This window comes from Weissella sp. ESL1156, assembly GCF_058505625.1.
This window is the reverse complement of sequence record NZ_CP196372.1, coordinates 1,160,317-1,185,105: the sequence shown is the minus strand read 5'-3', so window position 1 is coordinate 1,185,105 and position 24,789 is coordinate 1,160,317. Positions and strand designations below refer to the sequence as shown.

The 24,789-nt window shown below is 39.0% G+C and carries 23 protein-coding genes and 2 tRNA genes; 23 read left to right on the top strand and 2 right to left on the bottom strand.

Annotation, left to right across the window (positions count from 1 at the left end):
- Positions 1–18 precede the first annotated feature (18 nt).
- The 4 genes from ACSKY2_RS06020 (at position 19) to ACSKY2_RS06005 (ending at position 5,915) form a co-directional block, all read left to right on the top strand.
- Positions 19–1,113, top strand: coding sequence for a DUF871 domain-containing protein (locus ACSKY2_RS06020; RefSeq protein WP_489877104.1), 1,095 nt, complete (start codon positions 19–21; stop codon positions 1,111–1,113).
- 173 nt (positions 1,114–1,286) lie between these two features.
- Positions 1,287–3,014: an ABC transporter ATP-binding protein gene (locus ACSKY2_RS06015; RefSeq protein ID WP_489877103.1), complete on the top strand. Its 1,728-nt coding sequence runs from the start codon at positions 1,287–1,289 to the stop codon at positions 3,012–3,014.
- Positions 3,004–4,791: an ABC transporter ATP-binding protein gene (locus ACSKY2_RS06010; RefSeq protein ID WP_489877102.1), complete on the top strand. Its 1,788-nt coding sequence runs from the start codon at positions 3,004–3,006 to the stop codon at positions 4,789–4,791. Before ACSKY2_RS06015 ends, ACSKY2_RS06010 begins: the two co-directional genes overlap by 11 nt.
- A 389-nt stretch (positions 4,792–5,180) precedes the next feature.
- Positions 5,181–5,915, top strand: coding sequence for an SDR family NAD(P)-dependent oxidoreductase (locus ACSKY2_RS06005; protein WP_489840655.1), 735 nt, complete (start codon positions 5,181–5,183; stop codon positions 5,913–5,915).
- 170 nt (positions 5,916–6,085) lie between these two features.
- Here the strand turns inward: ACSKY2_RS06005 and ACSKY2_RS06000 are convergent.
- Both ACSKY2_RS06000 and ACSKY2_RS05995 read right to left on the bottom strand, forming a co-directional pair.
- Positions 6,086–6,157, bottom strand: a tRNA-Asn gene (locus tag ACSKY2_RS06000).
- Between the two features lie 113 nt (positions 6,158–6,270).
- Positions 6,271–6,342: transfer RNA gene (locus ACSKY2_RS05995), tRNA-Asn, on the bottom strand.
- Between the two features lie 197 nt (positions 6,343–6,539).
- Here ACSKY2_RS05995 and ACSKY2_RS05990 point away from each other — a divergent pair.
- The 19 genes from ACSKY2_RS05990 (at position 6,540) to ACSKY2_RS05900 (ending at position 24,778) form a co-directional block, all read left to right on the top strand.
- Positions 6,540–7,262, top strand: a complete 723-nt coding sequence (locus ACSKY2_RS05990) for a MucBP domain-containing protein (RefSeq protein WP_489877101.1) — start codon at positions 6,540–6,542, stop codon at positions 7,260–7,262.
- Between the two features lie 32 nt (positions 7,263–7,294).
- On the top strand, positions 7,295–8,260 hold the full coding sequence (manA, locus tag ACSKY2_RS05985) for a mannose-6-phosphate isomerase, class I (protein WP_489877100.1): 966 nt from the start codon (positions 7,295–7,297) through the stop codon (positions 8,258–8,260).
- A 151-nt stretch (positions 8,261–8,411) separates the two neighbouring features.
- Positions 8,412–9,764 carry a DUF1727 domain-containing protein gene (locus ACSKY2_RS05980; protein ID WP_489877099.1) on the top strand — a complete coding sequence of 451 codons (1,353 nt, stop codon included), beginning with the start codon at positions 8,412–8,414 and terminating at the stop codon, positions 9,762–9,764.
- A 4-nt stretch (positions 9,765–9,768) separates the two neighbouring features.
- Positions 9,769–10,476: a type 1 glutamine amidotransferase gene (locus ACSKY2_RS05975; protein WP_489877098.1), complete on the top strand. Its 708-nt coding sequence runs from the start codon at positions 9,769–9,771 to the stop codon at positions 10,474–10,476.
- Positions 10,477–10,771: 295 nt separating this feature from the next.
- Positions 10,772–11,374 carry a thymidine kinase gene (locus tag ACSKY2_RS05970; protein ID WP_489877097.1) on the top strand — a complete coding sequence of 201 codons (603 nt, stop codon included), beginning with the start codon at positions 10,772–10,774 and terminating at the stop codon, positions 11,372–11,374.
- A gap of 20 nt (positions 11,375–11,394) precedes the next feature.
- A complete protein-coding gene (gene prfA, locus ACSKY2_RS05965; protein ID WP_489877096.1) occupies positions 11,395–12,480 on the top strand; it encodes a peptide chain release factor 1 in 1,086 nt (361 codons plus the stop codon).
- Positions 12,481–12,486: 6 nt separating this feature from the next.
- On the top strand, positions 12,487–13,347 hold the full coding sequence (gene prmC, locus ACSKY2_RS05960) for a peptide chain release factor N(5)-glutamine methyltransferase (protein WP_489877095.1): 861 nt from the start codon (positions 12,487–12,489) through the stop codon (positions 13,345–13,347).
- Positions 13,348–13,349: 2 nt separating this feature from the next.
- A complete protein-coding gene (locus ACSKY2_RS05955; protein ID WP_489877094.1) occupies positions 13,350–14,378 on the top strand; it encodes an L-threonylcarbamoyladenylate synthase in 1,029 nt (342 codons plus the stop codon).
- Positions 14,379–14,407: 29 nt separating this feature from the next.
- Positions 14,408–15,658, top strand: a complete 1,251-nt coding sequence (glyA, locus tag ACSKY2_RS05950) for a serine hydroxymethyltransferase (RefSeq protein ID WP_489840664.1) — start codon at positions 14,408–14,410, stop codon at positions 15,656–15,658.
- Positions 15,659–15,700: 42 nt separating this feature from the next.
- The gene (gene upp / locus ACSKY2_RS05945) at positions 15,701–16,330 is read left to right on the top strand and encodes a uracil phosphoribosyltransferase (RefSeq protein ID WP_489840665.1); all 630 of its coding nucleotides are present in this window, start codon (positions 15,701–15,703) and stop codon (positions 16,328–16,330) included.
- A 416-nt stretch (positions 16,331–16,746) separates the two neighbouring features.
- Positions 16,747–18,024, top strand: a complete 1,278-nt coding sequence (locus ACSKY2_RS05940; protein WP_489877093.1) for a solute carrier family 23 protein — start codon at positions 16,747–16,749, stop codon at positions 18,022–18,024.
- Positions 18,025–18,351: 327 nt separating this feature from the next.
- Positions 18,352–19,062, top strand: coding sequence for a F0F1 ATP synthase subunit A (gene atpB, locus ACSKY2_RS05935; protein WP_489840667.1), 711 nt, complete (start codon positions 18,352–18,354; stop codon positions 19,060–19,062).
- 38 nt (positions 19,063–19,100) lie between these two features.
- On the top strand, positions 19,101–19,319 hold the full coding sequence (gene atpE, locus ACSKY2_RS05930) for a F0F1 ATP synthase subunit C (RefSeq protein WP_002828033.1): 219 nt from the start codon (positions 19,101–19,103) through the stop codon (positions 19,317–19,319).
- Between the two features lie 24 nt (positions 19,320–19,343).
- Entirely contained in the window at positions 19,344–19,859 is a 516-nt protein-coding gene (gene atpF / locus ACSKY2_RS05925) for a F0F1 ATP synthase subunit B (RefSeq protein ID WP_489840668.1), read from the top strand.
- The gene (gene atpH / locus ACSKY2_RS05920; protein ID WP_489840669.1) at positions 19,859–20,401 is read left to right on the top strand and encodes an ATP synthase F1 subunit delta; all 543 of its coding nucleotides are present in this window, start codon (positions 19,859–19,861) and stop codon (positions 20,399–20,401) included. Before atpF ends, atpH begins: the two co-directional genes overlap by 1 nt.
- Before the next feature lie 74 nt (positions 20,402–20,475).
- Positions 20,476–21,990, top strand: coding sequence for a F0F1 ATP synthase subunit alpha (atpA, locus tag ACSKY2_RS05915; RefSeq protein ID WP_489877092.1), 1,515 nt, complete (start codon positions 20,476–20,478; stop codon positions 21,988–21,990).
- A 17-nt stretch (positions 21,991–22,007) separates the two neighbouring features.
- Positions 22,008–22,889 carry a F0F1 ATP synthase subunit gamma gene (locus ACSKY2_RS05910; protein ID WP_489877091.1) on the top strand — a complete coding sequence of 294 codons (882 nt, stop codon included), beginning with the start codon at positions 22,008–22,010 and terminating at the stop codon, positions 22,887–22,889.
- A gap of 45 nt (positions 22,890–22,934) precedes the next feature.
- Positions 22,935–24,335: a F0F1 ATP synthase subunit beta gene (atpD, locus tag ACSKY2_RS05905; protein WP_489840672.1), complete on the top strand. Its 1,401-nt coding sequence runs from the start codon at positions 22,935–22,937 to the stop codon at positions 24,333–24,335.
- A gap of 17 nt (positions 24,336–24,352) precedes the next feature.
- A complete protein-coding gene (locus tag ACSKY2_RS05900; protein ID WP_489840673.1) occupies positions 24,353–24,778 on the top strand; it encodes a F0F1 ATP synthase subunit epsilon in 426 nt (141 codons plus the stop codon).
- Positions 24,779–24,789 lie beyond the last annotated feature (11 nt).

The following is a 24,789-nucleotide window of genomic DNA, read 5'->3' as shown; positions in this document are numbered from 1 at the left end:
TTTTGAAAGGTAGGAAAAATGACGAAACGACAATTAGGTTTATCTATTTACCCTGATCATAGTGATTTTGAAGCTGACAAACAGTATCTAAACTTAGGACATCAGTATGGCTTTACCCGTCTATTTATGAGTATGTTAGAAGTGACTGGCTCAGTTGATGAAACAAAACAAAAATATCAACGCATCGTTGATTATGGGAATGAGTTAGGGTATGAGACCATTATTGATGTTGCACCGAGAATTTTTGATCAATTGCATATTTCATATCATGATTTATCATTTTTTCACGAACTGCATGTCGCGGGTATTCGGTTGGATCAATCGTTTGATGGTGAAACAGAAGCGCTGTTATCCTATAATCCATATGGATTAGCAATTGAGTTAAATGCTAGTAATAATGTTGATTATTTGAATAATATTATGACGCATCAAGCGAACGTACCGTTTATTTACGGCTGTCATAATTTTTATCCACAAGTTGGTACAGGATTACCTTTTGATTATTTTGTTGCTTGTAGCGAACGATTTAAAAAATATGGTATTCGGTTAGCAGCCTTTGTTTCTAGTCAGACAGGACATATTGGACCATGGAATGTCAATGATGGGTTGCCAACATTGGAGGTTGATCGGAAACTGCCCATTGCTGTGCAAGCGAAGCATTTATTAGCGACGGGGTTGGTTGATGATGTGATTATTGGGAACGCTTATGCTAGTGAAACTGAGTTAGCCGCACTAAGCCAACTCAATCGATATCAGTTAACGTTAGCCATTTCTTTTGTTAATAATGTGAATGATATTGAACGAATGATTACGTTAAAGCCACAACATTTTCGCCGGGGTGATATTAACGATCAGGTCATTCGTTCGACAATGCCTCGTGTGACTTATCAGGCAACAGCTAATCAGCCACATGATAATCAGGATATATTTGTCCGAGGAGATGTTGTCATTGGTAATGACACATTTGGTGTTTATAAAAATGAATTACAGATTGTCTTAGAACCACATCGCGACACGCGCAAAAATAAAATTGGTCATGTTGATGAAAAAGAATTATTTTTATTAGACTTTATTAAGCCGTGGACAAAGTTTAAATTTGCTGTAGCAGGATAATTTAAAAAGAAGGATTAAGCCAAAAACTTGATTCTTCTTTTTTTGACAAAATAATTAAAACTAGTTGTTACAAAACAAATATTTTTTTGTTAAGTAAAATGACAATGCTAACCATAAAAGTGATACAATAGCGTATTACACGAATCAAAATGGGGATTATGGGAGGAAAACAAATGAGGTTGCTTAAGCCATTTATTGGCCGCTATAAACTTGATTTAACAATAGCGATACTAATGGTAGTCATTGCATCAGTTGCAACACTATTACAACCAACATTACTAAGTAATATTGTCCAAGCAATTACAGATGACAATATGCATAAAGTAAACAAAATTGGGGCACAATTATTAATATTAGCAGTGATTGGTTTATTAGCTGGTATATTGAATACAATTTTTGCGGCACGTGCATCACAAGGCATTTCAGCAGATGTGCGTGAAAGTGCCTATCGTAAAATTCAAACTTTTTCGTTTGCGAATGTTGAAAAATTTTCGGTTGGTAATTTAGTGGTTCGCTTAACAAATGATGTGACACAAATTCAAAATGTCTTAATGCTTGTTTTACAACCGTTAATGCGCATGCCAATTTTATTCATTGGTGGTTTTATTTTAGCAATGCGTTCAATTCCACAATTGTGGTGGATCATTATTTTGATGATTATCTTAGTTAGCTTAGTTTCGTTTTTCGTTGTTAAGAATTTAGGTAAGCGCTTTGGTAAAATCCAATGGTTAATGGATAAAGTGAATGCCAAAGCCAAAGAAAATTTACAAGGTGTGCGGGTTGTTAAATCGTTTAATCAGGAAAAAAATGAAGAAGCACGATTTACAGCCGTATCTGATGATTTAAAAGATGTTAATATTCAAATCGGTTACATTTTCGCTTTGGTCATGCCCGCTTTTATGTTCGTTGGGCAAGGATTAATGGTGTTAGCCATTTATTTTGTGGGTAATATGGTTGATGCTCAGCCAACTTTATTAGCACAGGTGACTGGATTTACAAATTACATTATGATTATTATGAACGCCATTATTACTGGTGGTATGATGATGTCCTTTGCAACTCGTGCGTTTGTTTCAATGGGCCGAATCCAAAAGATTATGGATACGGAGCCTGAATTAACTTATGCCAAGACCGAGCATCAAAATCTAACGGGTCGAGTTGCATTTGAAGACGTATCATTTACGTATCAAGATGATGCTCAACCAACATTAAAGCACATTTCATTTCAAGTAGATCCAGGTGAAATGGTGGGCATTGTTGGCGCAACTGGGTCTGGTAAGTCAACATTAGCACAATTGATTCCACGCATTTATGATGCAACCGAAGGGACGGTTAAAGTCGGTGGTGTTGATTTAAAGCAGATTAATGAAGCGTCATTACGTGCAACTGTCTCATTTGTTTTGCAAAAAGCAACACTCTTTTCAGGAACTATTGCTGACAATTTACGACAAGGTAAGAAAGATGCAACATTAGCTGATATGAAACGGGCAGCGAAGATAGCACAAGCAGCTGAATTTATTGAACAATATGATGATCAGTATGATCATGTTGTTGAAGAACGTTCAGCAAATTATTCTGGTGGTCAAAAACAGCGTTTGTCAATTGCCCGTGGCGTCATTGGTGACCCCAAAATTTTGATTTTAGATGATTCAACATCAGCGTTGGATGCGCGTTCGGAAAAGTTAGTAAAACAAGCGTTGGATGAAGAATTAAAGGAAACGACCACATTTATTATTGCGGAAAAGATTTCTTCAGTCATTAACGCAGATCATATTTTAGTGCTAGATAAAGGTGAGTTAGTCGCTTATGGACCACATGCGGAATTGATGAAGACATCAGCGGTGTATCAGGAAATCTATGCCACGCAAAAAGCAAGGGAGGCAAAGAATCATGAAGAATAATTTTAAAGAATCAGTTATCTTCTTTGCTCGCTACTTAAAACACTTTAAATTATCACTGATTTTTATATTTATACTGACAATTTTAGCGACGTGGTTGCAAGTGAAAGCACCTGTTTATATGGGACGCTCAATTACAGAGTTATCAAAATATTTGATGACTTATCTTAATCCGCTGACAAGGCGCCAAGCAACGCTAACGGACTTTCACCAAGCGCTTTTACTGTTTGGGTTATTTACCGTCACAATATTGATTGTGCTATTTTTGAATGGATTACTACAAGCAATTGTGTCACCCAAGTCGGTTAATGATATGCGAACGGGTTTGTTTGCCAAGTTACAACGAATGACCGTGCGTTATTTTGATAATCATCAAGACGGTGAGATTCTATCACGCTTCACCTCTGATTTAGATAACATTTTTAATGCGATGAATAATGCCTTGTTTCAAATTCTACAACAAGTGGTCATGTTTATCGGTGTTATTTGGATGATGTTTAATGAAAGCCCTAAAATGGCGCTAGCGACGATGGCAACAACACCGCTAGTCATTATTGTTGGAATTGTTATTATGATTCAAGCCAAAAAGTATGTTGATTTGCAACAAGCTGAGGTTGGTCATTTAAATGGTTATATTAATGAACAGATTAATGGTGAAAAAGTTATCATTACCAATGGTCTGCAAACAGAGTCGATTGATGGTTTTGTGACGCACAATGAGAAAGTTCGCCGGGCGATGATTCGTTCACAAGCTTGGTCTGGTATTCTGAATCCGATTATGCAAGGACTGGGATTGTTTAATTTAGCGATTGTGATTTTCTTTGGTGCGACGCAAGCCTTGTCTGGGGATGTTGCTTCACGAGCAGCAGGATTGGGCTTAATTGTCACATTTGTTTCTTTCTCGCAACAGTATTTCCAACCTATTTCACAAATCACGTCATTGTATAACATGATGCAACAAGCGATGACAGGTGTGCATCGCTTGAATGATATTTTTAAACAAGATGAAGAAATGAATCCAACAAATGGTGTGAAGTTTACTGGTGTGCAAAATAACATCAAATTACAAGATGTTCATTTTGGATATAATTCAGATCGAGAAATTATTCATGGCATTGATATTGATGTTGAAAAAGGTGAGATGGTTGCTTTGGTGGGGCCAACTGGCTCTGGAAAAACAACTGTCATGAATTTATTAAATCGGTTCTATGATGTGACTTCAGGAGCTGTTTTGTTTGATGATGTTGACGTACGTCAGATGGATTTGAAATCATTACGTGATCATGTAGGTATCGTCTTACAAGAATCGGTATTATTTACTGGTACTGTGCGTGACAATATTGCTTTTGGTAAAGTTAATGCGCCTGATGAAGAAATTATTGCCGCTGCCAAACAAGCGAACATTCATGACTTTATTATGACTCTTGAAAAGGGATATGATACCGAGGTTTCAGATGAAAATTCAGTCTTTTCAACGGGACAGAAGCAACTACTATCTATTGCCAGAACGATTTTAACACAACCAGATTTATTGATTTTAGATGAAGCAACATCGAATGTTGATACGGTGACTGAAGAACGCATTCAACGAGCAATGGACAATGTCATTGCCGGCCGTACGAGTTTTGTGATTGCACATCGATTAAAGACGATTCTAAATGCGGATAAAATTGTTGTCCTAAAAGACGGCCGAATTATTGAACAAGGTAATCACGAAACACTGTTAGCACAGAATGGTTTTTATGCAGAATTGTATAAAAACCAAATGGTGTTTGAATAGAATGTTGATGAATTAACTGGTATGTTACAAAAAATGGTTTAAGAAATTGGCACATCAGTCGTTATGACTAACTGAGAAGGGCGTTGATCTATCAATTTGATTGGTAGATCAACGTCTTTTTTCGCACTTTTTTAAAACCTGCTCCAAAAGACTGAAGTACTGTAACAACAATTAGGCGCTGCTGGTTCTTCGTTATACTACGAACCCAAATCACCCAATTGTTGGTTACAATCGGCTTCAAACCGTCCGTCTTTTATCACACTCTCTTTTTATTATCAGTACTGAATATCAGATTTTAAAAGTAAAGCGCTTACATAATTTAAGACAGTTGATGTATAATAAGCTTATTAACAATCCTAACAATATCGATTAAATGGGGGGATAAACAAATGGGAAAATTTACAGATAAAGTGGCAATTGTTACTGGTGGTGCGTCAGGAATTGGCTTAGCAACCGTTAAGGAATTAATGGCAGAAGGGGCAAAGGTCGTTATTTCAGATTTATCTGATAGCGGACCAGAAGTTGCTGCTTCATTGGGCAGTGAAGATCAAGTTATTTTTGTCAAAACTAATGTGACTAAAGAAGAAGACGTCAAGCACGTTGTGGCAGAAGCAGTGGCGCACTTTGGCTCATTAGATATTATGGTCGCAGATGCAGGAATTGCACGTGATGGTAATATTACAGACATGTCATATGATCAATGGCGTATGACAATTGATATTAATTTGAGTGGTGTCTTCTTGTCTGACAAGTATGCTATCGAACAAATGCGTACACAGAAAACCGGTGGTGCTGTCGTTAACATGGGATCAATTCACAGTTTCGTTGGTAAAGTTGGTGTGACTGCTTATGCATCTGCAAAGGGTGGGGTTAAGCTGCTGACACAAACTTTGGGAGCTACCTATGCTGCAGAAGGGATTCGTGTGAACGCGGTTGCACCAGGTTATATTGATACACCATTAATTGCTGGTGCTGATAAGGAAGCGCTCGTTAAATTGCATCCAGCAGGTCGTCTAGGAAAGCCAGAAGAAATTGGGAAGGTCGTTTCATTCTTAGCAAGTGATGATGCATCGTTTGTTAACGGGACGACGTTGTTGGTTGATGGTGGTTATACAGCTGTTTAAGAAATACAATAGGTACCATTGATAGTCCTTGGTTCAAGGATAAGGCATCAAATCGATAGATGATTTGGTGCTTTTTTAATGATGAGCATTTGTTTTAAACAGGTTAAAAATAAAAAGCCAAAACTACCGAAAGTGACGGTGAGTTTTGACTTTTCTGATGCTTGATATAACTGCTCTGGCTGGGTTCGAACCAGCGACCTCCTCATTAACAGTGAGTTATTCTACCACTGAACTACAGAGCAATGTTTGATTAATAAACAATATATAATATATAACACGTATGATTAAAAGTCAATGAGATAAATGACTCTACTTTTATTCGGTTTTATATAAAAGTTTGGTCACTTTTATATAACTGCTCTGGCTGGGTTCGAACCAGCGACCTCCTCATTAACAGTGAGTTATTCTACCACTGAACTACAGAGCAATTATTAATCAGCGAATATATATAATATACACATTAAAAAATTAAAAGTCAACAAATTAAATGAATAAATTCTAATTTGTTTATTCGATGATGGACAGGGAATTTAAATAAAATTAAAAGGATAACATTAAAGAGAGCAAAAAATTCATTTAATTGGTATGATAGAGATAATAAATGACGATTAGGAGGCGGCGTGAATGGCTGACTTTCAACTAAAGGGGATGCCCGTATGGGTTTATGCAAAAGATGTTGATACAAAAAGTACGTTAACGCGTGCGCGATTAATTGACGGCTATATTGGTGAGAAATTTTCAATTGATCCAGAACCAATCTCTGGCTATCGCTTTGTTTCTTCTGAGGGTACGTTGACTGGTACATTTAATGAAAAAGAAATGTATACCACAACTTTTTATTATCAACGAGATGATGTTGCAGAGACTGAAAAGTTAACTAATAAATATTTACATATTTTTTCAGACGTACAACCAGTTATGTCGATTGCGCAAGCAACAGGTGTCGGACAAAAATTATGGGCAGGCTCTGTTGTCAAAGCTGCACAACGTATTGCAACACGTACCGGTGATTTTTGGTATCAATTAGCGGATTCGCGATGGTTAAAATATGATATGCAGACGATGAAATTGACAGGTAATGATGGACAGCATCAACAGCCAGTCACAGAATGGAAACGACCAACAATTTGGCAACCAGCATCGTTTATTGCTGGTGGCAAGATTGATTATATTCCAGGTTCAGAAGTAGATGTTTATTCACAACCCTATGGGCATCGAATCGATCGGATGCAACATGGCACACCTGTCGAGATTACGGAACGGGTGCAGGACCCATCAGGTGTTACCTGGTACCACGTTGCCCAACACGGGTGGTTATCAAGTATTTATTTATCACTAACAAAATAATAATCAGATTATAGACAAAGTTGGGGAAAATTATGACGGAACCTTTTATTTTAAAACCAGCATTACATGAAAAAATTTGGGGTGGAACAGCATTACGTGACATTTACCATTTAGATATTCCCTCAGAGACGACAGGTGAGGCATGGGTGATTTCTGGCCATCCAAATGGACCAGTCACGGTGACAAATGGTCGCTATGCTGGCAAAACAATTGCTGAATTATGGCGTGATGAGCCACAACTATTTGCAAATGATGATGCGAAACGGCCATTCCCATTATTAGTGAAAATATTAGATGCACATCAGGATTTGTCTGTTCAAGTCCATCCAGATGATACCTATGCAGATGAACATGCAGGTGAACTCGGCAAAACAGAATCATGGTATATTTTAGCCGCCAAGCCAGATGCAACGATTTATTATGGACATACAGCTAAAGATAAAGCGACATTTGATACGGAAGTTGATCAGGGTGACTGGGAACATCTTTTGCAAAAGGTGCCTGTTAAAGCAGGTGATTTTTTCTATGTGCCATCAGGAACATTACATGCCCTTGGTGAGGGTGTTTTAGCCTTAGAAACACAACAATCATCAGATGTTACCTATCGTGTATATGATTTTGATCGCATTGATAAAACAACAGGTAAAAAGCGGGAATTGCATTTGGCAGATGCTAAAAATGTGACCACAGTACCATTTGTACCAAAAAAGCCAGTACAGAAAGTATCACATGTGGCAGATTTGACAATAACCGAATTAGTGACAGCTCCTTACTTTAATGTGACAAAATGGGATGTTGCGGGACGAGTAACAATGGATGCGACGGCACCTTACACATTAGGAACAGTGATTGATGGTGATATTGATTTAACTGTTTTTGGCGTGACTTATCATTTGGATACAGCAACTAGTTTTATTTTGCCACATGATGTTGAGGCTTGGACGATCAATGGGTATGCAACTTTAATAACATCAACGCCTGGTCCAAGGTCATTATAATAGACGTGTGTATTGATAAGATGAAACACCACCGACAATATGAACAGTGGTGTTTTTATGTTGTTAAAATGGTAAAATTTGATAGTGATTGTTATAAATAATTAAAAATAAGAAAGCTAGCGGGCTGGATTAACGAAACTAGGAGGATAACATGAGCCTTAAAAGTGGATTGGCAACTTTCGTTGGCAAAAGCACATACGTATTACTGCATGATGTATTGCGTCGAGGTGGCACATCATTACCAGGAAAATTGGCAACAAAAATTGATCCAAATGTGATGCAAAGTTATGCTGAAAATTATGATGTTATCTTGATTACGGGAACAAATGGGAAAACGTTAACAACGACATTAACAACGCGTGTGTTGAGGGAAAAATATGCAGATGTTATCACAAATCCTTCTGGTTCGAATATGATGCAGGGCATTACAGGGACAATGTTGACGTCTAAGATAACTGATCCAAAACAACGACCAGTTGCCTTATTAGAAGTTGACGAGGCAAATGTTGAGGCAGTTGCTCGTCAGCTAAAGCCGAAAGCATTTGTTTTAACAAATATTTTTCGTGATCAACTAGACCGTTATGGTGAAATTTATACGACTTATGAAAAAATTTTAAAAGGGATTCGCCTATTTCCTGAAGCGACTGTGATTGCAAATGCTGACTCACCCATTTTTATGCGAGGCGATTTACCTAATCCAAAAGTTTATTATGGATTTAATCATTTGCCTGCAACAGGAGATATGAAAGCACCCCACAATACTGATGGCGTTTTGTCACCAACGGATAATTCTATTTTACATTATCATTTTATGACTTTTGGTAATCAGGGTGATTATTTCTCAGTGACTGACGATTTTAAGCGTCCTCCCCTAGATTATGCTGTGACAAAATTAAATAAATTAACACCAGTTTCGTCAAATTTTGATATTGATGGAATGACTTACCAAATTGAGATTGGCGGTATGTATAATATTTATAATGCGTTAGCCGCATATGCCGTTGGTCGATTTATGGGCGTATCATCAGAACAAATTCAACAAGCTTTTACATCGAATGCCCAAATATTTGGGCGCCAAGAAGCCGTTAAAGTTAATGATAAAGAAGTTACGATTGTATTGATTAAGAATCCAGTAGGTGCCAATCAAGTAATTGATATGATGAAAACAGATGATCAACCGTTTTCAATGATCGCATTACTAAATGCAAATTATGCAGATGGTATTGATACGAGTTGGATTTGGGATGCAAACTTTGAATCACTGCATGAAACAGGTATTCAAGCAGTAGCAACAGGTGGTGAACGTTATAAAGATTTGTACGTACGTTTGAAAATGGCTGGATTTGGTGATCACCCTGTTTATCAGGATCTAAAAGATATTGTGACTGCTATTGAAAGCATGCCAACAAAACGTGTTTATGTATTAGCAACTTATACGGCGATGCTACAATTGCGTGCCGAATTAAAGCAGCAAGGCTATATTCACACAGGAATGGGGGAATAAATAGATGGCTGAATATGAGATACATGCCGCTCATTTGTATGGTGATTTAATGAATACGTACGGCGATTTTGGCAATATTGTTGCGTTGCGTTATTATGCAAAACAATTAGGTATCACGGTTGACGAAAAAATTGTCTCATTGGGTGATCCTTTTGATGCGACGGCTTATGATTTTGTTTTATTTGGTGGTGGGCAAGATTATGAACAAAGGATCGTTGCTGATGACTTGCCGGATAAAGCGCCCGCTTTGAAGACGTACATTGAAAACAATGGGCCATTATTAGGTGTTTGTGGTGGCTTTCAATTGCTAGGACAATATTTCTTATTGGCTGATGGGACAAGAGTTAATGGCATTGGTGCTTTAAGTCACTACACTTTGAACCAACCAGACAATCGTTTCATTGGTAACGTTACAATTGAAGATGAAGTAAATCATTTGGAGTATCATGGTTTTGAAAACCATCAAGGACGTACGTTCTTAGGAGATGATGAGCGGCCATTAGGTAAGGTTATCAAAGGAAACGGGAATAATGGTGAAGATGGTGGCGAAGGACTGGTCTATCGTAATGTTTATGGGACCTATTTTCATGGGCCAATTTTGACTCGTAATGGAAATCTAGCGTTGCACATGCTACAGTTGATTTTAGATCGAAAGTATCCAGGCATTGATTGGCAAGCTAAAATTGCAACTATTTCACCAGAATTTTTCTAAGAATATGTTATTATTTTATATTGATTGTTGTGATCATAAATCGTCATAAAGTCTCAATAAGCCGTCAATTTCGCTATTTTATGGCAAGATTGACGGCTTTTAAACGTGGTCCAAAAACTTGAATCCTCAATGTAACGCATTTGTTCGTTTCATGGTCTATGACCACAAACCGACCAAACCACGTAACATACCGACTCCAAGGCATCTTTTGTCAGCTTATCTTTTTTTTATTGACAATTTTGGTATACTAGATTGGAGTGTAAGCTAGATTTTATAGGTGAAAGGCAGGGACAAGATGGCGCAATTATTTTTTCGTTATGGTGCAATGGCCAGTGGTAAAAGTATTGAGATATTAAAAGTTGCGCATAATTACGAGGTGCAACAACGACATGTCTTGTTATTAACGAGCGCTTTGGATAATCGTACAGGTGTCGGTGAAATTGCTTCGCGTATTGGTATGCAACGGTCCGCTCGGGCAATTCATGCCACGGATGATTTATTTCAAATTATTTTGAACAATGACACAGTAGCAGCAGTATTGATTGATGAAGCACAGTTTATGACGAAAGAACAAGTACTGCAACTAACCCGAGTAGTCGACGAATTAAATATTCCTGTCTTAGCTTTTGGTTTGAAAAATGATGCATTTAATCAATTGTTTCCTGGTTCGGAAGCTTTGTTGATTTATGCAGATAAAATTGAGGAAATGAAAACACTATGCTCGTTCTGTGGTCGTAAAGCGATTATGAATTTACGATTGGCAAATGGTCAACCGATATATGAAGGTGAACAAGTTCAAATCGGTGGTGACGAAGCCTATATGCCTGTTTGTCGGAGACATTATAATCATCCAGATTTAGAAGCATTAGCACGACGAACAGCGATTAATCATGAATAATGTTAAAGGAATAGAAAAACATGGATGAAATTTTTGAAAAAGTACAATCCGTTGTGGATCGGTATGATGAAGTAAGTGAAATGATTTCAGACCCGGAAGTCATTGCTGACACAAAACGGTTTCTTGCACTCTCTAAAGAAGAGGGTAGTTTACGTGAAACAGTTGAAACGTTTAAACGTTATAAAAAAGTCATTGCAGGGATTGCAGAAAATGAAGATATTCTTCGTGAAGAAGCGAGTGATTCAGAATTAGAAGAGTTAGCAAAAGAAGAATTAAAAGATTTGCATACTGAAAAAGATGAATTAGAAGAACAAATCAAAATTCTGTTACTACCAAAGGATCCTAATGATGATAAAAATATCATTATGGAAATTCACGGAGCAGCTGGTGGTGATGAAGGCGCTTTGTTTGCGGCTGATTTATATGATATGTATGTTCGCTATGCTGAAAAACAAGGTTGGCACGTTGAAATTATTGATGAGAATAAGACGGAAATTGGTGGCTATAAAGAAATCGTTTTGATGATTACCGGCGATAATGTTTATTCTAAATTGAAATTCGAAAATGGTGCGCATCGTGTGCAACGTGTACCAGAAACTGAATCAGCTGGTCGTGTACATACTTCAACCGCAACAGTTGGTGTGATGCCTGAGTATGAAGATGTTGATATTGAGATTGCCGATAAGGATCTGCGTGTTGATGTTTATCGTTCATCTGGTGCTGGTGGACAACATATTAACAAGACATCATCAGCAGTTCGTATGACACATTTACCAACAGGTATTGTCGTTGCGATGCAAGACCAACGTTCACAACAACAAAATCGTGCGAAGGCAATGGAAATTTTAAAGACGCGTGTGTACGATTATTATGCATCACAAAATGAGGCAGAATATGCCGAACAACGAAAGACTGCTGTTGGGTCTGGTGATCGCTCTGAGCGTATTCGAACATATAATTATCCTCAAAATCGGGTAACAGATCACCGAATTGGCCTATCATTAAATAAGTTAGACCGTATTATGAACGGTGAATTGGCAGATATCATTGATGCCTTATTGATTGCTGATCAAACGGCTAAGCTTGAAGCATTAAAACAAGGATAAGATAATATGTTTGATGAACAATGGACCATTCAAGCAGTACGTGAATGGGGGAACTGGCAGTTGGAACCTTATATTCATGATGAAGTTGAGCGGATGGCACAAATCGACTATTTGTTAACTGGGATGATGGATTGGAATTATGCGCAATTATCAAATAATCGCAATACAGTTCTAGAAGATGAAAAACGTTTGCGTTTTATGGTTGCGGTACGCGCCATTAAGGGTGGTCAACCAGTACAGTATGCATTAGGGCATGCTGCTTTTTATGGTAGAGAATTTCAAGTCGATCGGCGAGTGCTCATTCCTCGTCAAGAAACAGAGGAATTGGTTGAATGGATTTTAAACGATCATGTGACTCGTGACAAGAAACGAGTGTTAGATATTGGCACTGGTTCAGGTGCGATTGCTGTGACGTTAAGTGCGGAACGACCAACCTGGGATGTCAATGGATTAGATATTTCAAGTGAAGCATTGTTTGTCGCTAAGGAAAATGCAGCATTGTATGCACCAAATGTGAGCTTTTTGGAGAGTGATTTGTTTACAAATGTTGCAGGTCGCTTTGACATTATTGTTGCTAATCCACCTTATATTAGTCGTGATGAACAGGCTATGATGGACGAATCTGTTGTTGCTTTTGAACCAGATATTGCACTATACGCTGAAGACGATGGTTTAGCATTATATAAACAAATGGCAGCCGATTTATTAGCATATCTGAATCCAGGTGGTGCTGCGTACTTTGAAATTGGTTATCAACAAGGACAGGCACTTGTTAAATTATTTGAAACATTACCTCATGTCAAGGTAACATTACGTCAGGATTTAAGTGGTCATGATCGAATGATTAAAGTATTGCGGGAGATGTAAAAATGACAGAAACAAAAATATGGACAGTTAATGATATGGATGCGGCAGCACGTGCCATTAGACGTGGTTCGTTGGTTGCCTTTCCAACAGAAACTGTTTATGGACTTGGTGCGGATGCCTATAATGAAAAAGCAGTTGGCAAAGTGTATGCAGCGAAAGGGCGACCATCTGATAATCCGCTAATTGTCCACGTCGCTGACCCAGAGCAAGTGGCTGACTTTGCCATTGTTAACGAGTTGGCACAAAAATTAATGGCTGCTTATTGGCCAGGACCATTGACGATGATTCTGCCAGTTAGGCCAGGTGTCTTATCAATGACAGTGACCGGTGGATTGGATACGGTTGCTGTACGTTTGCCTGACAATGATGTGACGCGTCAATTGATTCGAGACAGTGGTAAGCCATTGGTTGGACCATCTGCAAATACTTCGGGTAAGCCATCGCCGACATTAGCAAAACACGTGTATCATGATTTGCATGGTAAGATTGCAGGTATTTTAGATGACGGTCCAACAAAAATCGGGGTTGAATCAACGGTCTTAGACTTATCAACTAAAATGCCAGCCATCTTACGTCCAGGTAAAATTACGCCCGCACAAATAGAAGCAGTTATTCAAACGCCAGTAGATTCTGAAATTCATCGTGTTGCAGACAATGAAACACCTAAGGCGCCTGGTATGAAATATCGGCATTATGCACCTGATAAGGACGTTTATATGGTTGCACCGGAAGATTGGACAAAGGCGATTATTTGGATGCAAAGCCAAATTGATCCAGTTGGGTTAATGTTGACTAATGATTTAATTGCAACGCATCAATTAGCAGGTATGGATTTTGTTTGGTCATTGGGAGATAATAATGATACAGCCGCTGCAAAATTATTTGCTGGGCTAAGGTATTTTGATGAGAAAAAAGATGTGCGAACGATTCTTGTTGCTGCCATGCCACAGATTGATGAAAATGGTGCATATAATAATCGACTAGGTAAAGCATCTGGTGGCCACTGGATTAGTGAGCTATTAACTAATTAATCTGTTTTGACTGAAGGAGGTCAACCCCAATGACAAATTATCGCGAATTTGATCCTGAACTATGGGCTGCAATTGATCGTGAAGCCGATCGCCAAGAGCATAATATTGAATTAATTGCTTCAGAAAACATTGCGTCTGCAGGTGTGCGTGCTGCACAGGGCAGTATTTTAACCAATAAATATGCTGAAGGCTATCCTAACAAGCGTTATTATGGTGGTACTGAATATATCGATCAAGTTGAGCAATTGGCAATTGATCGTGTGAAAGAGCTGTTTGGGGCGGAGTACGCCAATGTTCAGCCACATTCTGGTTCACAAGCGAATGCGGCTGTTTACGCAGCATTACTTGAACCTGGTGATCATGTCTTGGGGCTTGATTTGAATGCTGGTGGTCACTTAACGCACGGGTCACCCGTTAATTTTTCTGGTAAGACTTATCATTTTCATGCTTATGGTTTGAATGATGATGAGCGGATTGATTATGAACAAGTTGCTGCTTTAGCAAATGAGTTCAAGCCAAAGTTGATTGTGACAGGTGCATCAGCATATTCACGATTTATCGATTTTGATCGTTTCCGTCAAATTGCTGACTCTGTGGGGGCATATCTCATGGTTGATATGGCGCATATTGCTGGCTTAGTTGCTGCTGGTGTTCATCCTTCACCAGTTGGCATTGCTGATGTTGTAACATCAACAACGCATAAAACATTACGTGGGCCACGTGGCGGTTTGATTTTAGCAAAGCAAGCATTAGGAAAAGCGATTAATTCAGCTATTTTTCCGGGTACACAAGGTGGACCATTAGAGCATGTGATTGCTGGTAAAGCAGTTGCTTTTTACGAAGCAATGCAGCCTAGTTTTAAAACGTATGGTCAACAAGTAATTGCCAATGCGAAAGCGATGGCTGATGTGTTTGCTGCGTCTGATCTAGTCCGTGTTGTATCAGGTGGGACAGATAATCATCTGTTTAACTTAGATCTAACGGCGACTGGTATTTCTGGTAAGCATGCACAAAATGTTTTAGATAGCGTGCACATTACAACTAATAAAGAAGCGATTCCAAATGAACCACGCAGTCCGTTTGTGACATCAGGTATTCGTATTGGGACACCAGCAATTACAACACGTGGTTTCAAAGAAACTGAGTCAAAAGAAGTGGCGACATTGATTTTGAAAGTACTTGCTAACCCTGAAGATGAAGCAACGTTAACGTCTGTAAAGCAGGCGGTATTAGACTTAACTAGTCGTTTCCCTTTGTCAGGGATTGAATACGCAAATTAAGAAAAAGCGTTATAATAGAAGAAAACGAAATGGAGCTTTGAAATGAGTAAGCTAACGGTTTTTGACCACCCACTAATTCAACATAAATTAACAATTATTCGTAATAAGAATGTTGGTACAAAAGAATTTCGTGAAATTGTTGATGAAATTGCCTCATTGATGGCTTATGAAGTGACACGTGATTTACCAGTTGAAGATGTTGTTGTTGAGACCCCAGTTGCGACAACAACGCAAAAAACATTGGCTGGAAAGAAATTAGCCATCGTGCCAATTTTACGTGCAGGCCTTGGGATGGTAGACGGTATTATGAAGTTGATTCCTGCTGCTCGTATTGGCCACATCGGTATGTACCGTGATGAAGAATCACTAGAACCAGTTGAGTATTTTGTGAAGTTGCCAGAAGATATCGATCAACGTGAAGTATTGGTCGTTGATCCGATGTTAGCAACGGGTGGTTCAGCGGTGATGGCAATCGATGCACTTAAGAAGCGTGGTGCGACTAAGATTAAGTTGATTACGTTGGTATCAGCACCAGTTGGTGTTGAAACAGTGCAAAAGACACATCCTGATGTTGATATTTATACTGCTGGGTTGGATGAAAAACTTAACGAACATGGTTATATTATTCCTGGACTTGGTGATGCAGGAGACCGTTTGTTTGGTACTCATTAATAAACTAAAATTTTTACATCATGTGACTGTGATGTTGAGGTTAATCAATTGTGATTAACCTCTTTTTTATATACGTGATAGGTATGTTACTTGCATACTTAATATGTGTAAAGGCAGCTATTTAGGATTAACGACAGTTTGTTTCAATTAAAACGTTTAACTAATTTAAAAGACGTTTACTAGATTTGTTAACTGATATATAATAAATGACGTTGAAAATAGCTCTAACTTGGTCCTGTGAGACTAGTAAGATTACTTTGGTACTGGGTGCATCAATTAGGGTACAAATTTGACACATGTTTGTGGACTATTAATCTACCAAGTTAAAATGGTAAGATTGACAGTCCCTTTTTAGGCATTCAGTATTTTTTAATTATTTCCCAGCAATTAAGCTGACGTATGAAAGGAATAACACAATGGATACAGAACGGCAGGTTGTATTAGATGTAGATGAAAAGCCAGGCTTTTGGCAATGGATAGGGCTATCGTTACAACATATGTTTTCAATGTTTGGGTCAACTGTTTTAGTACCATTACTAGTTGGATTAAATCCGGGCATTGCGCTATTTAGTTCTGGTGTTGGAACACTATTACATATTTTGATTACAAAGCGTCAGATCCCTGCTTATATGGGATCAAGCTTTGCTTTCATTATTCCAATGGTTGCTTTGATGAAAACAACTGGCTATCCTGGTGTGGCAACAGGTGTGATTTCTGTTGGTATTGTTTATTTGATTGTTGCAGCGATTGTTGGGTTCATTGGGACTGAATGGATTGAAAAGTTATTGCCACCAATAGTGGTTGGTCCAATTATTATGGTGATCGGATTATCATTGTCTGGTTCTGCTGCACAATCGGCGACATTATTAAATGGTAAATATGATATTCGAGTATTTTTAGTTGCAATGGTAACATTGGGGATTACAATTTTCTTTAATATGTATCTTCGTGGATTTCTAGGTTTGATTCCAATATTATTAGGAATCATTGTTGGTTACGTTTTAGCAATAATGGTTGGTTTAGTCGACTTAAAGCCAGTTGCTGATGCCGCATGGTTTACTTTACCAGCTTTTGATATCCCGTTTGTGGATTATCGACCAGTAATGCATTGGGGTGCTGTGCTCGTGATGGCACCAATTGCGTTAGTTACCATTACAGAACATTTGGGTCATTTGATGGTGTTAGATGATTTGACAGGACGCGATTATATTAAAAATCCTGGGTTGCACCGGACACTAGCTGGTGATGGGGTTGCTTCGTTATTTGCTGGTTTAGTTGGTGGACCATCTGTGACATCATATGGTGAAAATATTGGTGTTATGGCAATTACAAAGGTGCATTCGGTGTATGTTTTGATGGGTGCCGCAACATTTGCCATTCTCTTCTCGTTTGTTGGTAAATTATCAGCTTTGATTCAAACGATTCCGGGGGCAGTCACAGGAGGGGTATCGTTCCTATTGTTTGGTGTGATTGCCGCATCAGGATTGCGAATCATTGTTGAAAATAAACTAGATTTTAATTTGAAGCGTAATTTGATGATTGCTTCATCTGTCTTAGTTATTGGGATTGGTAACGCTTATCTACAATTGGGACATGGTAATAATGTTGTACAATTTTCAGGTGTTGCAATCGCCACTGTCTTGGGTATCGTTTTGAACTTGATTTTACCGGAAAAAGCAGCTTCTGAAAAATAAATTATCGTGATGATGACAGCATTTTTTGACTGTTATTTTGCAATGTGTGTTGTAAAATAACGGTTTTTTTATAAGGGAAGACAGATTAGTGCAAAATATTATTTCTATTTTGGATATAAAATTATTATTATTCTTATTTGGAATAGTAAAAAGTGTGATATAACAAGCTTTGTAAAAAAACGTTGCAGAAATGGGACAAATTAAAGTAGTCCTTTATTATTGAAATACCTTCAAAAAGGGGTAATATTAGGTGGTAAAAGTTAAACGGTCCTGTTTGATATGCATGCCGCTTGATTATATTTCAAGAAAGGAAAGAGGTGAATTTCATTGGAGAAAACCGCGACCTTTAGCATTGCGGGGTTGACGTTTGATTGGAATGTGGTTATTTCAACATTAGTTTCGATGACGATTGTTTTTCTGCTAGCATTGTGGACTTCTCGAAAATTGGTTATGAAACCAGCCGGGAAAAGTAAGCAAAATATGCTAGAGTGGGTCATTGATTTTACTAATAATATTGTTGATGGATCATTGCCAAATAAGACTGGTAACAGTTTGAAGTTTTTCATATTTTCCATGTTTTTGTTCATCTTCGTTGGCAATCAACTAGGTGTTGCCTTTACGGTTAAAGTGGATGGTAATACATTTCTGAACTCACCAACCGCTAACCCACTAGTGACAATGACATTAGCATTAATTGCGATTACCATTGCTCATTTCTTAGGTGTTGAAAAGCAAGGATTTAAGAAATACTTCAAGTCAGTATATCTGTCACCATTTAGTGTCTTATTCCCCTTAAATCTTATTGAGCAGTTTACTAGTTTTCTAACATTGGGACTACGTCTGTTCGGTAATATCTTTGCTGGTGAAATGGTTTTGTCTCTATTGTGGCAATTGGCACAGTCTGCTGGTGCCTTAACATTTATACCAGCGTTTGTGCTCACAATTCTATGGCAAGGATTTTCATTGTTTATTGGGGCCATTCAAGCGTTTGTCTTCGTCACTTTGACGACTGTCTATGTTTCGGAAAAGACAGAGTAACTACAGTAACTGTTTAAATTAATCGGAGGATTGTAAAAATGGATGTTGCAACCATTGGTGTTGGTGTTGCCGCAGCTGGTGCCGCTATTGGTGCTGGTATTGGTAACGGTATTGTTATTTCAAGTATGATTGCTGGTACAGCACGTCAACCTGAATTAGAAGGTAAGTTACGTACGAACATGTTTATCGGAGTTGGTTTGGTCGAAGCCGTTCCAATCATCGCTATTGCTATTGCCTTCATGTTGTTAGCACGATAATCGAAACGCGGAGGCCAACTAATTATGTTTAATCAAATTGTTCTAGCAGGTGCTAGCGAAGGGTTGGCTTTGGGTAACATGTTGTTTGTACTAGTGGCATTCCTAGTCTTGATGCTTCTATTAAAGAAGTATGCCTGGGGACCAGTAGTAAAAATGATGGAAAAGCGTGCGGAGAAAGTCGCTCATGATTTGGATACTGCTGAAGAAGCGCGTCAAAAGGCCGAAGAAATGGCTTCAAAGCGTTCAGAGCAGTTGCAATCAGCACGTACTGAAGCTAACGGTATTGTTTCTGATGCCAAGGCAGCAGCTGGTAAGCAACGTGATCAAATCGTTGCTGACGCTCAAGCAGATGCCCAAGCAACTAAAGAACAAGCAAGTGCTCAGATTGCACAAGAACGTTCTGAAGCAATGGCTGACGTTAAGAGTGAAGTTGCTGAACTTTCAGTAACCATCGCACAAAAGATTATCCAGAAAGAACTAAAGTTAGATGATCAAAAAGCGCTTATTGACGCTTACATTGAAGGGTTAGGTAACAAGTAATGGCATTAGATAAAGCAACGATTGCTAAGCGATATGCCGTTGCTTTGTTCGAATTAACCCATGATCAAGGTACTGATGAAGCAACGATGGCTGAGTTATCGGTCGTTCGTGATGTATTAGTACAAAATCCAGAATTTACGAAGGCATTGCTATCTTTGCGTATTGATGAAAATGTGAAGCAGCAATTGTTAACAACTTTGTCAGAGAATACGAGTCAGGTTGTTAAAAATCTGATTAAGATGACGTTTGATTATCGACGTATTCAAAACTTGCCAGCAATTATTTCAAAGTATGAAGAACTTGTTAATCAGGCTGCTGGTATTGTGAATGCAGAGGTACAAACAGCGGTGCCATTGAGTGAAGAGCAAGTGTCACGTTTAAAAGAGAAACTTGTACAACGTTATCAGGCTAATGAAGTTCGTTTGACACAAATCGTTGATGAGAACCTACTTGGTGGCGTGATTGTGAAAGCCAATGACCAAATTTTGGATGGATCATTAGCAACAAAATTAGTTGCTATTCGTCAGAGTATCATCCGCTAGTAATCGAAATTCTAGTTAAAATTGATGTTGTGTGTGATGAATAGACACACTATAAAGAAAGAGGAACTGCTGAAATGAGCATCAAAGCTGAAGAAATCAGTTCACTCATCAAAAAGCAATTAGCCAATTATCAAGACGACTTAACAGTAAAAGAAACTGGAACTGTTACCTACATTGGTGATGGTATCGCTCGCGCAACGGGGTTGGAAAATGCCCTTGCTGGTGAGCTTGTCGAGTTTGAAAATGGTGTTTATGGTATGACGCAAAACTTAGAATCAAATGATGTTGGTATCATTATTCTTGGTAGCTATGACAGTATTCGTGAAGGTGATACTGTTAAGCGTACTGGACGTATCATGGAAGTGCCTGTTGGTGAGCAACTGATTGGTCGTGTTGTTAATGCCTTGGGACAGCCTGTTGATGGGATGGGCCCAATTGAAACAGAAAAAACACGTCCTGTTGAAGTTAAAGCTCCAGGTGTTATGGAGCGTAAGTCTGTGTTTGAACCACTACAAACTGGTCTAAAGGCTGTCGATGCTTTAGTACCAATTGGTCGTGGTCAACGTGAGTTAATTATCGGTGATCGTAAGACTGGTAAGACATCTGTTGCGATTGACACGATTTTGAATCAAAAAGATCAAGATATGATCGTTGTCTATGTTGCGATTGGTCAAAAGGCCTCAACTGTGCGTACGCAAGTTGAAACTTTGCGTCGTATGGGTGCCATGGACTATACAATCGTTGTGACTGCTAGTCCTTCAGAACCAGCCCCAATGCTATATCTAGCGCCTTATGCTGGTGCGGCAATGGGTGAAGAGTTTATGTATAACGGTAAGCATGTGTTGATTGTTTATGATGATTTATCAAAGCAAGCAACGGCTTATCGTGAGCTGTCATTGATTCTTCGTCGTCCACCTGGACGTGAAGCCTACCCCGGTGATGTCTTCTACTTGCATTCACGTTTGTTAGAGCGTGCTGCTAAGTTGTCAGACGAGCTAGGTGGTGGGTCAATGACCGCTTTGCCAATTATTGAGACACAAGCTGGTGATGTTTCTGCATACATCCCAACCAATGTGATTTCAATTACCGACGGCCAAATTTTCTTGGATGCGGATCAGTTCTATGCTGGTGTTCGTCCAGCTATCGATGCCGGAACTTCTGTTTCTCGTGTTGGTGGTGACGCGCAAATTAAAGCGATGAAGAAAGTTGCTGGTACACTGCGCTTGGATTTGGCTTCATACAAGGAGTTGGAGTCATTTGCCCAATTCGGTTCAGATTTGGACGAGGCAACGCAAATTAAGTTAGCCCGTGGTCGTCGTACCGTTGAGTTATTGAAACAACCTTTGCATCAGCCATTGCCTGTTGAGGAGCAAGTGTTATCACTATATGCCCTAACACATGGCTTTATGGATGATGTCGCAGTCGATGATATTCTACGTTTTGAATCAGAATTAATTGCTGCTGTGCGTGCATCACATAATGATTTGTTAGAGACAATTGTTGAGACAAAGAACTTGCCTGATACCGACACGATAGATGCTGCAATTAAGGAATTCAAAGCAACATTTGCCGGCTCAGCAGAAGAATAGTAAAGGAGGGGCGATAAATGGCAGCTTCTTTACAAGATATTCAACGCCGCATTGCCTCAACAAAAAAGACGCGTCAAATTACAAGTGCCATGCAAATGGTTTCAACTGCTAAGCTAAGTCAAATTCAACGTCATGGGGGTTCATATACGGTTTATGCCGATGCCCTTCATGACGTTGTGGCACACTTAGCAACAGCGCATATCAACAATGTTTCAGGGACTTTGCTTGAACAACGTCATGTGTCAAAGGTAGGATTTTTAGTACTATCTTCTGATCGTGGTTTAGTTGGTGGTTATAATTCAACATTATTAAAAGAAGTAATGTCTAGAATGACTGAACGCCAATTGACACCTGATCAAGTTGTTATCTTAGCGGTTGGTGGTAATGGTGCGGATTTCTTTAAGAAACGTGGGTTTGATGTTGCATACGAGTATCGTGGTGTTTCCGATGTGCCAACCTTTAATGAGGTTCGTGAAATTGTGAAAACTGTGACAACAATGTATGACAACGAAGTTTTTGATGAATTAATCGTTGGTTATCAGCATTATGTTAGTCGTATTACAAATGAAGTACATTTAGAGAAGATGTTACCTGTTTCAACAGAAGATTTAACAGAATCTAAAGATGATACAAAGTATACGGCTGATTATGATATGGAACCATCAGCTGAACAAATTTTGGGTGTTGTGCTACCACAATATGCCGAAAGTTTAGTTTATGGTGCTATCATCGATGCAAAAACTGCTGAACATGCTGCATCGGCAAATGCGATGTCTTCAGCGACTGATAATGCCAAGGAAATTATTGATTCACTTGGACTGCAATTCAACCGTGCGCGTCAGGGTGCAATTACGACTGAAATTACAGAAATTACTGGTGGAATGGCTGCTTTGGATTAAAAGCATCTGACATCAGATTTATATGAATGAAGAAAGGAAACGACAATGAATACCGGACAAGTTGTTCAAGTCATTGGTCCCGTTGTTGACGTTGCTTTTCCATCAGGTACAAAGATTCCAGATATTAATAATGCATTGATTATCGATAAGGGTGATCAAAAAACATTGACGGTCGAGGTTTCTTTGTCACTGGGTGATGGTGTCGTGCGTACGATTGCCATGGATTCAACTGATGGGTTGCGACGTGGAATGACGGCAACAGATACTGAAAAATCAATCAGTGTCCCTGTTGGTGAGGCAACGTTGGGACGTGTGTTTAACGTGCTAGGAGAGCCAGTTGATGGTGGTGAAGCACTGGGAGACGACGTACAACGTGATCCAATTCATCGTGATGCACCAGCATACGACGAATTGTCAACGTCAACAGAAATTTTAGAAACTGGTATCAAGGTTATTGATCTATTAGCACCATATGTTCGTGGTGGTAAAATTGGTCTATTCGGTGGTGCCGGTGTTGGTAAGACGGTGTTGATTCAAGAATTGATTCACAACATCGCACAAGGTCATAATGGTATTTCTGTCTTTACTGGTGTGGGTGAGCGTACCCGTGAAGGTAATGATATGTACTATGAAATGCAAGGATCTGGTGTTTTGAAGCAAACCGCCATGGTATATGGTCAAATGAACGAACCTCCTGGCGCACGTATGCGTGTTGCTTTAACTGGTTTGACGATTGCTGAGCATTTCCGCGATGTCAATGGTCAGGATGTGCTATTATTCATTGATAATATTTACCGTTTCACGCAAGCAGGTTCAGAGGTTTCGGCTTTGCTTGGACGAATTCCATCAGCCGTTGGTTATCAACCAACATTAGCTACTGAGATGGGTCAGTTACAAGAACGAATCACTTCAACGAAGAAGGGCTCAGTAACATCGATTCAAGCTGTTTATGTGCCTGCCGATGATTATACTGACCCTGCGCCTGCGACGACATTCGCACATTTGGATGCAACGACTAATTTGGAACGTTCATTGACACAACAAGGAATCTACCCAGCCGTTGATCCATTGGCTTCAACGTCTACGGCCTTAGCACCAGAAGTTGTTGGACAAGAACATTATGACGTTGCAACTGAAGTGCAACATACATTACAACGTTACCGTGAGTTACAAGATATCATTTCTATTCTAGGAATGGATGAATTGTCAGATGAAGAGAAGACGATCGTTAACCGTGCTCGTCGTATCCAATTCTTCTTGTCTCAGCCATTTTCTGTTGCCGAGACGTTTACAGGATTACCTGGACAATATGTACCATTGACTGAAACTGTACGCAGTTTTAAGGAGATTTTGGAAGGTAAGTACGATCAATATCCTGAAGATGCTTTCCGTAACGTTGGTGCCGTTGAGATGGTAGCTGAAAAAGCTGCTCAAATGGCTGACTAAACAAAGGGGGCGGCGCCATGAGTGAACACACCCTACATGTTAAGGTGGTAACGCCAAATGGTGTGGTTTTTGAACATGAGACAGCTTCATTAGTTGTTTTAAATACAACCAATGGTGAAGAAGGAATCATGGCGAACCATGCACCAATTATTTCAGCGTTGCACATTAGTGAAGTGAAAATTGTTGATGACGAATCAGATTCGTCAGATACAGAAGAAATCATTGCAGTTAGTGGTGGTTTTGCTGAATTTTCTGATAATGAATTAACAATTGTCTCTGATAGTGCAGAAAGAGCACAAGATATCGATGTTAAGCGTGCAGAAGATGCGAAAGCACGTGCTGAAAAGCGTTTAGCAGCAAGTGAAACAAACGATGTTGCACGTGCACAAACTGCCTTAATGCGTGCGGTTAATCGTATTCATGCAGTTTCTGGTAAAAAGTAATTGTGTGAACG

Bases quoted from the DNA above. Each gene is read 5' to 3' on its own strand.
- ACSKY2_RS05940 (WP_489877093.1), top strand. From the start codon at position 16,747: ATGGATACAGAACGGCAGGTTGTATTAGATGTAGATGAAAAGCCAGGC.
- atpD (WP_489840672.1), top strand. From the start codon at position 22,935: ATGAATACCGGACAAGTTGTTCAAGTCATTGGTCCCGTTGTTGACGTT.
- ACSKY2_RS06005 (WP_489840655.1), top strand. From the start codon at position 5,181: ATGGGAAAATTTACAGATAAAGTGGCAATTGTTACTGGTGGTGCGTCA.
- atpF (WP_489840668.1), top strand. From the start codon at position 19,344: ATGTTTAATCAAATTGTTCTAGCAGGTGCTAGCGAAGGGTTGGCTTTG.
- manA (WP_489877100.1), top strand. From the start codon at position 7,295: ATGACGGAACCTTTTATTTTAAAACCAGCATTACATGAAAAAATTTGG.
- ACSKY2_RS05955 (WP_489877094.1), top strand. From the start codon at position 13,350: ATGACAGAAACAAAAATATGGACAGTTAATGATATGGATGCGGCAGCA.
- ACSKY2_RS05900 (WP_489840673.1), top strand. From the start codon at position 24,353: ATGAGTGAACACACCCTACATGTTAAGGTGGTAACGCCAAATGGTGTG.
- ACSKY2_RS06020 (WP_489877104.1), top strand. From the start codon at position 19: ATGACGAAACGACAATTAGGTTTATCTATTTACCCTGATCATAGTGAT.
- prmC (WP_489877095.1), top strand. From the start codon at position 12,487: ATGTTTGATGAACAATGGACCATTCAAGCAGTACGTGAATGGGGGAAC.
- upp (WP_489840665.1), top strand. From the start codon at position 15,701: ATGAGTAAGCTAACGGTTTTTGACCACCCACTAATTCAACATAAATTA.
- glyA (WP_489840664.1), top strand. From the start codon at position 14,408: ATGACAAATTATCGCGAATTTGATCCTGAACTATGGGCTGCAATTGAT.
- ACSKY2_RS06010 (WP_489877102.1), top strand. From the start codon at position 3,004: ATGAAGAATAATTTTAAAGAATCAGTTATCTTCTTTGCTCGCTACTTA.
- ACSKY2_RS05975 (WP_489877098.1), top strand. From the start codon at position 9,769: ATGGCTGAATATGAGATACATGCCGCTCATTTGTATGGTGATTTAATG.
- ACSKY2_RS05970 (WP_489877097.1), top strand. From the start codon at position 10,772: ATGGCGCAATTATTTTTTCGTTATGGTGCAATGGCCAGTGGTAAAAGT.
- ACSKY2_RS06015 (WP_489877103.1), top strand. From the start codon at position 1,287: ATGAGGTTGCTTAAGCCATTTATTGGCCGCTATAAACTTGATTTAACA.
- atpH (WP_489840669.1), top strand. From the start codon at position 19,859: ATGGCATTAGATAAAGCAACGATTGCTAAGCGATATGCCGTTGCTTTG.
- ACSKY2_RS05980 (WP_489877099.1), top strand. From the start codon at position 8,412: ATGAGCCTTAAAAGTGGATTGGCAACTTTCGTTGGCAAAAGCACATAC.
- ACSKY2_RS05990 (WP_489877101.1), top strand. From the start codon at position 6,540: ATGGCTGACTTTCAACTAAAGGGGATGCCCGTATGGGTTTATGCAAAA.
- atpE (WP_002828033.1), top strand. From the start codon at position 19,101: ATGGATGTTGCAACCATTGGTGTTGGTGTTGCCGCAGCTGGTGCCGCT.
- ACSKY2_RS05910 (WP_489877091.1), top strand. From the start codon at position 22,008: ATGGCAGCTTCTTTACAAGATATTCAACGCCGCATTGCCTCAACAAAA.
- atpA (WP_489877092.1), top strand. From the start codon at position 20,476: ATGAGCATCAAAGCTGAAGAAATCAGTTCACTCATCAAAAAGCAATTA.
- prfA (WP_489877096.1), top strand. From the start codon at position 11,395: ATGGATGAAATTTTTGAAAAAGTACAATCCGTTGTGGATCGGTATGAT.